Below are 12,215 nucleotides of genomic sequence, written 5' to 3'. Positions count from 1 at the left end.
GGCCGCGGTTCTTCTTCTACCCCCCGAACACCCAATGTTCACTGACCGCGAAAGCAATGACATGACCGAAGTAATATTGAGACTTCATGGAAACGCTGAAGATCACCTTCCCGCCCGAACTGCCGGTCAGCCAGCGTCGGGACGACATCGCCCGCGCAATTAGCGACCACCAGGTCGTGATCGTCGCCGGGTCGACCGGGTCGGGTAAGACCACCCAGCTGCCCAAGATCTGCCTGGAACTGGGCCGAAAGAACATCGGCCACACTCAGCCGCGCCGGCTCGCCGCGCGTACCATCGCCGAACGCATCGCCGAGGAGCTCGGCCAGGAGGTCGGGCAGCTGGTCGGCTATCAGGTGCGGTTCACCGACAAAGTCGGCTCCGACACTCGCATCAAGTTGATGACCGACGGCATCCTCCTGAATGAGATTCACCGCGATCGAATGTTGCAGAAGTACGACACGATCATCATCGACGAGGCGCACGAACGCAGCCTCAACATTGACTTTCTGCTCGGCTACCTGCGGCAGCTGCTGCCCAAGCGCCCCGACCTGAAGCTCATCATCACGTCGGCCACGATCGACCCGGCCAGTTTCGCGAAGCATTTCGCGGCCGCCGACGGCACCCCGGCACCGGTCGTCGAGGTCTCCGGCCGCACCTTCCCGGTGGAGATTCGCTACCGCCCGCTCGTGGTGGAGGCCGCCGATGACGATGACGACACGACGGATGCCGCTCCCCCGGTGGACCGCGACTACATCGAGGGCATCACCGCCGCCCTCGACGAACTCGAACGCGAATCGAACGGTGACGTGCTGGTCTTTCTCTCCGGTGAGACCGAGATTCGCGACGCCGCCGACGCCCTGCAGGGCAAGTACGCCTCCGCGGCCAGCCGCAATCCCACCGAGGTGCTGCCGCTCTACGGCCGGCTGTCGTCGGCCGACCAGCACCGGGTGTTCCAACCGTCCACGGTGGCCGGGGTGAAGCGGCGCATCGTGCTCGCGACGAACGTGGCCGAGACCAGCCTGACGGTGCCGGGCATCCGCTACGTCATCGACGCCGGTACCGCGCGCATCAGCCGGTACAGCGTGCGCTCCAAGGTGCAGCGCCTGCCGATCGAAGCCATCTCGCAGGCCTCCGGCAACCAGCGCAGCGGCCGCAGCGGCCGAACGAGCGACGGCATCGCGATTCGGCTCTATTCCGAAGAAGATTATCTGCGCCGCCCGGACTACACCGAGCCGGAGATCCTGCGCACCAACCTCGCCGCAGTCATTCTGCAGATGATCTCGCTCGGCCTCGGTGACATCGCCTCGTTCCCATTCTTGACCCCGCCGGACTCACGCAATATCAAGGACGGCCTCGACCTGCTCGCCGAACTCGGCGCCATCGAGGCTGAGGGCGCCGGCCACACCAAAAGCGGTCGCCGCCCTGCCCGTGCTGAAGCGGATGCCACCACCCCACCTGCCGCCGCCGGCCCGGCCACCCCGCGCCTCACCCGCATCGGCCAACAGCTCGCGCAGCTGCCGATCGACCCGCGTTTTGGCCGCATGGTGATCGAGTCGAAGACGCAGGGCACCAGCCGGGAGGTCATGGCGATCGTCGCCGGCCTGACCATTCAGGACCCCCGCGAGCGCCCGCTCGAGCGGCGCGCCCAGGCCGACCAGTTCCATGCCCGCTTTATCGACCCCACGAGCGATTTTCTCAGCCTGCTCAACCTGTGGAACTACCTCGAGAAGCAGCAGTCCGAACTGGGTTCGAGCGCTTTTCGGCGGCTGTGCAAGAACGAATATCTCAACTATTTGCGGGTTCGGGAGTGGCAGGACGTGCTGCGCCAGTTGCGCCAGCTCGCCAAACCGCTCGGCCTGCACCTGGGCGAACCGAGCGCGAACCCCGACGGCGTGCACCGGTCGCTGCTGGCCGGGCTGCTCTCGCATATCGGGCTGAAGGATGTTGCCAAGAAGGACTATGTCGGCGCAAGACAGCAGCGCTTCGTGCTGTTTCCCGGCTCGGCCCTGGCCAAGAAACAGCCGAGCGCGGTGATGAGCGCCGAACTGGTCGAGACCAGCCGGCTGTTCGCCCGCATGAACGCGGTCGTCGACCCGGCCTGGGCCGAACCGCTCGCCGGTAACCTGTGCAAACGCAGTTACTCCGAACCACACTGGGAGATGAAGCAGGGCGCCGCCGTCGTCTACGAACGGGTCACCCTGTACGGAGTGCCGATCGTGGCCCGCCGCCGAGTGCAGTTCTCCAGGATCGATCCGGCCTACGCCCGGGAGTTGTTCATTCGGCACGCCCTGGTCGAGGGCGAGTGGGACCGCGCGTCGGGACCGGAGTCCGCTGCGGCGGAAAAAGAAGCCGATCGCGGTGGCCGCGGACCGTCCCGCAATGAGCGCGTGAGCATCTCGGTCGACGGCGGCGACGCCAGCGCTGGTCGAGGTACGGTCGGCCGCGGTTCCGGCCGCACGCCGGCCGTCGGCTCGAGCGCGAGCCGGGGCGGCCGCCCCGGCCAGACCGGCGACCCCGGAATGTGGGCGTTCGAACGCGCCAATGCCCGGCTGCGGGAGGAACTCGCCGAGCTGGAGGAGCGCACCCGGCGCCGGGACATCCTCTTTGACGACGAGGCCGTGTTCGACTTCTACCAGCGCCGCATCCCGGCCGAGGTGTCGTCGACCAAGAGCTTCGAGGGCTGGTGGCGCACGGCCCGCTTCGACACCCCCGACCTGCTCACCATGACCGCCGACGCCCTCGTCGCCGAGGACTCCCCCGAGATCGACGAACGGCTGTTTCCGCCGAGCTGGCAGCAGGGCGACCAGCGCCTGACCCTCGGCTACCGCTTCGAACCCGGCAAGGAAGACGACGGCGTGACCGTGCGCATTCCACTCGCGCTGCTGGCGCGACTGTCGCCGTACGGTTTTGACTGGCAGGTACCGGGCCTCCGCGCCGAACTGGTGACCGCCATGATCAAGTCGCTGCCGAAAAGCATCCGTCGTACTGTCGTTCCCGCCGCCGACTGGGCGGCCCGGCTTCTGGCTGAGCTGCCCGGCGAACCGGGAATCGTGGAGACCCTGCCGACGCCGGTGCCTGACGCCTCGTTTGCTGAGACGCTCGCCGCGCTGATTCAAAAACTCACCTACGTGCCGGTGACCGCGCGCGACTTCGAGCTCGGCCGTGTTCCCTCCCACCTGCGCATGACCTTCGTCGTGACCGACGAACGGGGGCGCACGGTCGCCGCCGACAAAGACCTCGCCGACCTGCAACGTCGGCTCGGCACCCGGGTGCGGGAGAGCGTCGCGAAGGCCACGAGTGCTGCCGCGCCGAGCAACGCGATCGAACGCAGCGGCCTCACGACCTGGGACCTCGGCGAGCTCCCCCGGTTTCTCGACGCGTTGCAGGGCGACAACACGATTCGCGGGTATCCGACGCTCGTCGATGACGGGGCATCCGTTTCTATTCGCATGATGAGCACCGAGCTGGAGCAGGCTCGGGCACTGCCCCGCGGGGTGCGCCGGCTGCTGCTGCTCGCCACGCCGTCACCGGCCGCGTATGTGCAGCAGCATTTGACCGCGGCTGAGAAGCTGTCGCTGGCGACCAGCCCGTACAAGAGCACGCAGTCCCTGTTCGAGGATTGCCTCGCCGCAGCCGTCGACGACGTATTGTTTCGGGTGCGTCCCGACGGGCAGGTGTTCATGAAGGCGGAGTTCGACACCATTCGCGACCGGGTGTCGGGGGTGGTGATGGACTCCATGTTCGAGACCGTGGGGCTGGTCGCCCGCATTCTCACCGCTCATCGCCTGGCCGACAAGGCGCTCAAGGCCGCAACGAGCATGGCGCTGTTGCCCGGAATCAGCGACGCCCGCCAGCAGCTGACCGCCCTGGTCTATCCCGGATTCGTCAGTGAGACCGGCCTGGCCCGGTTGCGGCATCTGCCGCGCTACCTCGGCGGAATCAGCGCCCGCGTGCCGAAACTGGTCGACAACCCCAGCCGCGACCGAGTCTGGATGAACGAGACCCAGGCCGCTACCACTCGGTTCGAAACCGCCGGCGGCACCATGCCGCTGCCAGCGGATGCCGCAGCGCCGGTTCTCCGCGCCCGCTGGATGATCGAGGAGCTGCGCATCAGCCTGTTTGCGCAGGAGCTCAAGGCCGCCGAGTCGGTATCGCTGCAGCGGATTCAGAAGGTGCTCGCCGGTTAGAGGTGCTCCGTGGGGGTGTTTTCCCGCCCGGGCCCACCTTACGCAACCGGGACCATGATCTATCGTGGGCCCGGAAAGGAGAGAGCGGGGGCTAGAGCACCTTGGAGAGGAAGGCCTGGGTGCGGTGGTGCTGCGGGTTGGCGAGCACCTCGGTGGGCACACCGCTCTCCACCACGACGCCGCCGTCCATGAAGACGAGCGAGTCGGCGACCTCGCGGGCGAATCCCATTTCGTGGGTGACCACGATCATGGTCATGCCATCGCGGGCGAGGCCCTGCATGACGTCGAGCACCTCACCGACCAGCTCGGGGTCGAGCGCGCTCGTGGGCTCGTCGAACAGCATGAGCTTGGGTTCCATGGCGAGGGCGCGGGCAATAGCCACCCGCTGCTGCTGACCGCCGGACAGGTGCGCGGGATAGTAGTCGGCGCGTTCGGCGAGGCCGACCCTGGCTAGCAGGACGCGGGCGTTCGCTTCAACTCCGGCTTTGGAGAGGCCCTTGACCCGAATCGGCGCTTCCATCACGTTCTGCAGCGCGGTCATGTGCGGAAACAGGTTGAACCGCTGGAACACCATGCCGATGTCACGGCGCTGCCGTGCGGCCTCTTTGGGACGCATCTCATAGAGTCTGTGGTTGGCTTCGCGGTAGCCGATGAGTTCCCCGTCGACGCTCAGCCGCCCGGACGAGACGACCTCGAGGTGGTTGATGCAGCGCAGAAAGGTGGACTTGCCCGAGCCGCTGGGCCCGACCAGGCACATGACCTCGCCGCGTTTGACCTCAAGCGAGATGCTCTTGAGCACCTCATTGGAGCCGAAGCTCTTCGAGACGCGGTCGGCGACCACCATGGGGGTGTCGGGCATCAGCGTTCTCCCTTCGATGAGTCAGCACGCGGGTCGGTGGGCGGCAGCACGACGGTAGGTTGACCGCTGCCGACGACCGGGATGACGCCGGTCATGGCGCCAGCGACCGACGCGGTGGCGTCATCCGCTTTCTTGTCGGGTCTGCGGTCACCGATGCCGCGAGCGAAACGCTTCTCGAGAAAATACTGGCCGACCATGAGAATGGAGGTGAAGAACAGGTACCAGATCGACGCCACGATGAGCATCGGAACGGTGTCGAAGGTGACAGCAGCGATATCTCGGGAGCGCGTGTAGAGCTCAAGGGTGAACGGAATGGCCGTCACCAGCGAGGTGGTCTTCAGCATCGAGATGACCTCGTTGCCAGCCGGCGGAATGATCACCCGCATCGACTGCGGCACAATCACGCGCACCATGGTCTGGAACCAGCTCATGCCCAGGGCCGTTGCGGCTTCCTCCTGGCCGCTGTCGACCGAAAGCAGGCCGGCGCGCACGATTTCGGCCATGTAAGCCGCCTCGTTGAGGGCGAGTCCGACGATGGCGAGAACGAACGCACTCAGCGCCACCCGGGTCGGGAAGGACACCCACGGCTCGGTGAACGGCAGCCCGATGTCGATGGACTGGTAGATCGTGCCGATCAGGCCCCAGAACACCAACTGAACGTAGACCGGGGTACCGCGAAACACCCAGAGATAGACCCAGGCGATGCTGTTGACCACCGGGTTCGGCGACAGCCGCATAATCGCCAGGGTCACGCCGAGGATGATTGCGATGATCATCGAATAGACCGTGAGTTGCAGGGTGACGAACGCCGCTTGCGAGATGCGCTGGTCGAACAGGTATTTGCCGACCGCCGGCCAGTCGTAGGCCGGCCGCATCGCCGCATCGGCGACGAACAACGCAACGATGAGCAGTAACACGACCGCGAAGGTGTTGCGCCACGGGTGACGCAGGCGAATCGCCTTGATTCCGGGCTCCGTCTTTTCGCCGTTCACGGCCGTGTTCGTCATGATGCGGGTCGCTTATTCTCTAGCCGTTGGACGCGGCGTTGATGGTGATGGTGTCGATGCCGCCGTCGGTGACGCCCCAGGCATCGAGGATCTTGGCGTAGGAACCGTCATCGACCATGGACTGAAGCGCGGCCTGTACGGCCGCCGTCAGCTCGGATCCCTTGTCGACGGTGATGCCGTACGGCGCCGTGTCGAAGCTCTCGCCGGCCGGCTGCAGCTCGCCCTCCGCCTTGGAGATGGCGTACAGGGTGACGGGCGAGTCAGCGCTGAGGGCGTCGGCTTTGCCGAGAACGACCGCGTTGGTCGCTTCGTCCTGCGAGCCGTAGGGCAGAATCTCGATCTTTTCCTTACCGGCGGCGACGCAGGCATCGCTCTTGGCGGGGAGTTCATCGGTGTCTTCGACCGTGTTGTCCTGCACAGCGACGGTCAGGCCGCAGGCGTTGTCGGGGTCGACGGTGCTTCCAACCGGCGCGGCCCAAAGAATTCCGGCGTTGTAGTAGTTGACGAAGTCAACCTGCTGCTCGCGCTCGAGGTTGTCGGTGAACGAGGATTCGCCGATGTCGACGGTGCCGCCGGTGATGCTCGGAATGATGTTATCGAAGGACGCGATCTGGTACTTGGTCGTGAGGCCGAGCTTGGCGGCGATGCCGCTGGCGAGTTCGATGCCCCAGCCGATCGGTGCGCCCGACTCGTCCTTGAACTCGTTCGGCGGGTACGCCGCGTCGGTTCCGATCACGAGCACACCGGCGCTTTTGATGTCGTCGGGCAGCAGCGCGACCGCAGCGGCATCCGCTTCGATCGTGCTGACCTCGCCCGGGGGCGTCGTGGCGGCCGGGGTGGAGTTGTCGACACAGCCGGTGAGCAGCAGAGCGGCTGCTGCGGCGAATGCCGGAACGATGTAGCGTGCGCGCATGGCACTTCCTTCTTTAGTGGGGCGAAAATGCGCGGATTCGCCGGTGAACCCACACGCAGGTAAGACCTAACGAGCCTAGTGCACCCTCGACCGCGAAGATTCGAGCAGACGGATACCGTGCTGCCGGCCGGCAGCGCGGCATCCGTTCTCGAAAGCGCTACTTGACGGCGGCGGCGAGCAGGGCGACGTAGTCGTCGAGGCCCCAGCTCAGCGAGAGGCCGGTGGGCGGGGAGACCGAGGAGATGAAGGCAGCGCCGACCGGGGACGCGACCGTACCGGCCTGCACCTGCGGCATGGCCTGGGCGTAGCTCGCGGTGAGGAACGCGTCGTACTCTTCCTGGGTGGAGCCGAAATTCACCAGCAGGTCGCTGTCGAGCTGGTCGAGCTGCTCGTAGCTGAGCGTGTAGTAGAAGCTCGCCTCGTCGGTGGCGAGCTCATCGACGGCCGGCGCGCTGACGAAACCGAGGTCGAGGGTGAAGGCCACGCGCGGGTCTTCCTTTTTATAGACGTAGAAGGTTCCGGCGCTGTCGCTCGTGAGCGCGATGGACTTGCCGGCGAATTCGGGGTGCGCGGCAGCCTGGTCGGCGATTTCGGTGTCGATCGACGCGAGCAGGGCGTCGGCTTCGTCGGTCTTGCCGAGCGCGGTTCCGGTAATCTCGATGAGGTCGCGCCACGGGGTGGCCCAGGCGTCGCCGGGGTAGGCGACGACCGGCGCGATCTCGCTGAGCAGCTCGTATTCCTGCTCGGTGATGCCGGAATAGGCGGCGAGGATCACGTCGGGGGCGGCGGCGGCGATGTCTTCGTACGGGGGCTCCTGGGTGTCGGGCAGGATGACCGGCATCTCCTGGCCCACGAGCGCCTCGTCGATCCAGGGCAGCACGCCGTTCTCGTCGCCGGCGTAGCTTTGGAACGGCATCGCCACCGGAGTCACGCCGAGCGCGATCGCATCATCGGCGCTGCCCCAGCCCCAGGTCACGACGCGGGTCGGCTGCGTTTCGATCGTCGTTTCGCCGAAGGCGTGCTCGATCGTGACGGGAAAGCTGCCGGATGCCGCCGCGTCGTCAGCGGGGTCGGCCCCGTCGCTGGCGGCGGCCGTGCAACCACTCAGGCCCAGGGCAAGGATGCTCGCTGCGGCAGCGAGCGTGAGGGTAAGGCGTCGGGACACAACGTTCTCCAGTTCGTCGGGCGCGGGGCGACATCGAGCACCCGCGCAATAAGGGTAGCCTACCCTAAATTACTACCGGTTCGTTGTGTCGCACGCCGGGCGTCGTCGTGGTCGACGCCACCCCGTGGAACCGGCCGATCGGCACGACCATGGGGGAACCGCAGACGGGATCGGGAACGATGCGCGCCTCGAGATCGAAGGCGTGCCGCACGATCTCGGCGGTGAGCGTCTCAGCGGGCGTGCCGTTGGCGACGATGCGCCCGGCGCACATGACGACGAGGTGGTCGGCGTAGCGAGCGGCGAGGTTGAGGTCGTGCAACACCATCACGACGGTTGTGCCGCGCTCGCGGTTGCGCTCGAGCAGCAGGTCGAGCACCTCGATCTGGTGGGTCACGTCGAGAAAGGTGGTCGGTTCATCGAGCAGCAGAATCTCGGGGTCCTGGGCGAGGGCCATGGCGATCCAGACCCGTTGGCGCTGGCCGCCGGAGAGGTCCTCGAGGCGACGCGCAGCGAGTTCGTGGGTGTTGGTAGCGGCCATGGCGGCGGCGACGATCTCGTCATCGCTGCTCGACCATTGCCGAAACCAGCCCTGGTGCGGGTAGCGACCACGCCCGACGAGGTCGGCCACGGTGATGCCGTCGGGAGCGACGGGCTGCTGCGGCAGCAGCCCCACGACCGTGGCCACCTTCTTTGCGGGCAGCGCCCTGATACTGCGGCCGCCCAGGGTGACCTGGCCGGCATCCGGTGTGATCAGCCTGGACAGCCCCTTGAGCAGGGTGGACTTGCCCGAGGCGTTGGCCCCGACGATGACGGTGATCGCGCCGGGCACGATGGTCAGGTCGAGGTTCTCGATGATGGGCGTCTGGCCGTAACCGAGGCTCACACCCTCGGCGCGCAGTATCGGGGTCATCAGGCACCCTTTCCGGTTTTGTTGCTGGTGGCGAGCAGCCAGAGCAGGTAGGGGGCGCCGATGGCGCCCGTGATGATTCCGGCGGGCAGTTCCAGCTGCCCGGGCAGCAGGTGCTGGGCCACGAAGTCGGCCACGGTCGTGATGAGCGCCCCGATCAGCGCTGCCGGAATGAGGGCGAGCCCGCCGGTACCGACCACGCGCCGGGCGATGGGCGCCGCGACGAAGGCCACGAAGGCGAGCGGGCCGACCGCCGCTGTCGCCGTCGCGGCGAGCGCCACGGCGATTACGAGCAGCACGAGCCGGGTGCGTTCGGCACCGACGCCGAGGCTCGTCGCGAGGTCGTCACCGAGCTGCAGGGCGCGCAGCCGACCGTCAGCCAAGCGAATGATGGGCAGCAGCAGGAGCAACAGCACCGCCACGACCGAAATGTTTTGCCAGCGGGCGCCGCTCACACTGCCGACCAGCCAGAGCAGGGCGCCCTGCGCGTCGTTGAGGTCGGCGCGAGAGAGCAGGTAGCCGAGCAGGCCCTGCACCATGAACGCGACTCCCACGCCGATCAGCACGAAGCGGTAGCCGACCACCCCACCGCGGCGCGCCAGCAGGTAGATGACGCAGGCGACGATGATGGCCCCGGCGAACGCGGCGAACGAAGTGGCGAGGCTACCGAAGCCCAAAATGAGCATGCCGAAGACGGCGGCGGCGCTCGCTCCCCCGGTGACCCCGATGATGTCGGGGCTGGCCAGCGGATTGCGCAGCACGGTCTGGAACAGTGCTCCCGAGAGCGCGAAGGCCACACCGACGAGCACGGCGAGGGTCAGCCGCGGCAGCCGCAGCGACAGCACGATGAAGTTCTCGCTCTGGGTGCCCTGCCCGGCGAGGGTGCGCAGCAGGTCGGGCACGCTCAGCGAATAGGCGCCGACGGCGAGACTGAACGCGGCGACGATCAGGAGGGCGCCGACGAGCACGAGCACGACGCGTCGTTCGCGTCTGCTCCGCTGGGCGCGCGCGGCGGTCAGCGGGGCGGCATCCGCTTGGCGCTCTCTGAGCATGGTCATCACAGGCCCGCCAGTTTCACGCGGCGCACGAGTGCGATGAGTACCGGCGCCCCGAGGAACGAGACGACAAGGCCGGCCTCGATCTCGCCGGGCTGCCCGATGACGCGACCGAGCACATCAGCCGCGACGAGCAGGGTCGGACCGAACAACGCGGAGAAGGCGATGATGAGGCGGTAGTCGGGGCCGGTGATCCAGCGGGCCACGTGCGGCACGGCGAGGCCGACGAACACGATCGGGCCGGCCATAGCTGTCGCCGAGCCGCAGAGCAGCACGATCGCCACGGCGCAGACGACGCGGGCGAGCATGAGGTTCTGGCCGAGGCCGCGGGCGAGGTCGTCGCCGAGGGCGAGGGCGTTGAGCATGCGGGCAGCCACGATGGCGAGGATCGCGCCGATCAGGATGAACGGGGCCAACGGCAGGGCGGCGTCGAGGCCGCGGGCCACGAGCGAGCCGGCTGCCCAGAACCGGTAGCGGTCGAAGGCCGCGGTGTCGGCGAGCAGAACGATCGTGATGAGCGAGGTGAACGCCGCCGTCAGCGCGGTTCCGGCGAGGGCGAGCTTGACCGGCGTGGCGCCCTCGCGCCCGAGCGAACCGATCAGGTAGACGATCGTGGCGGCCGCGGCGGCGCCCGCGAACGCGAACCAGACGTAGCCGAGCGAACTGGTCACACCGAACCAGGCGACGCCGGCGACGACGAACAGCGAGGCGCCGGCGTTGACCCCGAGCAGGCCGGGGTCGGCGAGCGGGTTGCGGGTGACGCCCTGCATGAGCGCGCCGGCCAGGCCGAGGGCGAGGCCGGCGAGCAGGCCGACGACGGTGCGCGGCACCCGCAGGTCGAGGATGACGGTGCGGTCAGTCAGCGCAGTATCGGTCAGGCTGGTATCGGGGTTGACCAGGGCATCGATGACGGCGCCGAGACCGATCTCCCGGGTACCGACCAGGAGCGAGGCGGCAATGCTGAGGCCGAGAAGCACGAACGCAAACGTGAAGCCGATGACGACGCGACGTGGACGGGTGCGAGCGCGTCGTTCCAGAATCAGGGTCATTGAGCTTCGGACCGGCCCAGCCGCCAGTAGCCCATGAAGGCCACTCGCGACCGGTCGATGCCGGTCTCGCTCACCAGAAAACGTCGCAGCAGTTTGATCATGCAGGATTCGCCGGCGAGCCAGGCGTAGAAACCCGTTCCCGCCGCGGCATTGGGTGATTCCCAGAGCAGGTCGCAGTCCACGTCGACCTCGGCGAGCGGCTGCGGGGTGGTGGCGACCGCCGTATCAACCAGGGGGCGATTGGCGGCGACCCACTCACGCACCGCCTGGTCGAGGCGTTCTCCGTGCGGCGCTCTGTCGCGGGCCAGCCAGGTGATTTCGCACCCTGCAGGCAGGGCGAGGGGCAGGGCATCCGCTGGGCTGGGCACCTCGATGAAGGCGCGCGCGCGGCGACCCGCTGCCAGGCTCTCGAGGATGCTGCAGATGGCGGGGGCGGCGGTTTCATCACCGACCAACAACAGTTCGGTCGCCTGGGCCGGGTGCCAGTCGAAGCCGACGGCGCGGTCGGGGCTGCGCTCGTCGGGGCCGACGATGAGAACGTCGCTGCCGACGCTTGCGGTCTGCAACCAGCGCGCGGCGGGACCGAGTGGGCCGTGGCCGGCGTGGGTGACGAAGTCCACATCGATCTCGCGCTGCTCGAGGCGCACCGCGCGAATCGTGTAGGTGCGAAACGGGTTGCGATCGGCGTCGGGCAGCGCACGCCAGCGGGCATACCAGGTGCCGTCGGCGATGGTGCGTTCGTCGGTGGCGCCGATCTCGGCCAGGCCCCGGCCGGGCAGCGGCAGAACGATCTTGATGCGCTGGTCGAGGCCGGCGGTGCCGAAGGTGTCGAACTGGGTACCGAAGAAGGTCACCCGGGTGAAGTGCTCACTCAACGAACGGATGCCCACCACCATGGCCCGATAGGGGCGGTAGGCCGGACGGTCGACGACCATCGTGGCGGCGGAGCCGGTCTCAATCGGTAAGGTAAGCATCACCTTAGTATGGCATGCCTTACCTGACAATGACCACCCAGGCGGGCAGCGCGCAGACCGCACGGGTCACCGGTCTCCCCCAGTTTTCGACCCGCCCGA

The 12,215-nt window shown here is 67.5% G+C and carries 9 protein-coding genes; 1 reads left to right on the top strand and 8 read right to left on the bottom strand.

The window, feature by feature from the left end; translation table 11 throughout:
- Positions 1-86: 86 nt before the first annotated feature.
- Positions 87-4,187, top strand: coding sequence for an ATP-dependent RNA helicase HrpA (hrpA, locus tag E3O25_RS17415; RefSeq protein WP_134360707.1), 4,101 nt, complete (start codon positions 87-89; stop codon positions 4,185-4,187).
- 91 nt (positions 4,188-4,278) lie between these two features.
- Here the strand turns inward: hrpA and E3O25_RS05915 are convergent, their stop codons facing one another.
- The 8 genes from E3O25_RS05915 to E3O25_RS05880 all read right to left on the bottom strand — a co-directional run bounded on the left by E3O25_RS05915 (position 4,279) and on the right by E3O25_RS05880 (position 12,116).
- A complete protein-coding gene (locus tag E3O25_RS05915; protein ID WP_166787682.1) occupies positions 4,279-5,031 on the bottom strand; it encodes an amino acid ABC transporter ATP-binding protein in 753 nt (250 codons plus the stop codon).
- A 14-nt stretch (positions 5,032-5,045) separates the two neighbouring features.
- Positions 5,046-6,053 carry an amino acid ABC transporter permease gene (locus E3O25_RS05910; RefSeq protein WP_092111191.1) on the bottom strand — a complete coding sequence of 336 codons (1,008 nt, stop codon included), beginning with the start codon at positions 6,051-6,053 and terminating at the stop codon, positions 5,046-5,048.
- A gap of 19 nt (positions 6,054-6,072) precedes the next feature.
- On the bottom strand, positions 6,073-6,966 hold the full coding sequence (locus E3O25_RS05905; protein WP_092111189.1) for an ABC transporter substrate-binding protein: 894 nt from the start codon (positions 6,964-6,966) through the stop codon (positions 6,073-6,075).
- A gap of 157 nt (positions 6,967-7,123) precedes the next feature.
- Entirely contained in the window at positions 7,124-8,131 is a 1,008-nt protein-coding gene (locus E3O25_RS05900) for an iron-siderophore ABC transporter substrate-binding protein (RefSeq protein WP_134360706.1), read from the bottom strand.
- Positions 8,132-8,195: 64 nt separating this feature from the next.
- Positions 8,196-9,041, bottom strand: coding sequence for an ABC transporter ATP-binding protein (locus tag E3O25_RS05895; RefSeq protein WP_134360705.1), 846 nt, complete (start codon positions 9,039-9,041; stop codon positions 8,196-8,198).
- A complete protein-coding gene (locus E3O25_RS05890) occupies positions 9,041-10,096 on the bottom strand; it encodes an iron chelate uptake ABC transporter family permease subunit (RefSeq protein ID WP_134360704.1) in 1,056 nt (351 codons plus the stop codon). The genes E3O25_RS05895 and E3O25_RS05890 overlap by 1 nt, the downstream gene beginning before the upstream one ends.
- On the bottom strand, positions 10,096-11,142 hold the full coding sequence (locus tag E3O25_RS05885; RefSeq protein ID WP_092111182.1) for an iron ABC transporter permease: 1,047 nt from the start codon (positions 11,140-11,142) through the stop codon (positions 10,096-10,098). The genes E3O25_RS05890 and E3O25_RS05885 overlap by 1 nt, the downstream gene beginning before the upstream one ends.
- Positions 11,139-12,116 carry a siderophore-interacting protein gene (locus E3O25_RS05880; RefSeq protein ID WP_134360703.1) on the bottom strand — a complete coding sequence of 326 codons (978 nt, stop codon included), beginning with the start codon at positions 12,114-12,116 and terminating at the stop codon, positions 11,139-11,141. The genes E3O25_RS05885 and E3O25_RS05880 overlap by 4 nt, the downstream gene beginning before the upstream one ends.
- Positions 12,117-12,215: the final 99 nt, after the last annotated feature.

It is taken from the genome of Cryobacterium sp. TMT1-3 (genome assembly GCF_004402315.1).
Classification (GTDB): Bacteria; Actinomycetota; Actinomycetes; order Actinomycetales; family Microbacteriaceae; genus Cryobacterium; species Cryobacterium luteum.
The sequence above is the reverse complement of the archived record's forward strand: the minus strand, read 5'-3'. Positions and strand labels throughout refer to the sequence as shown.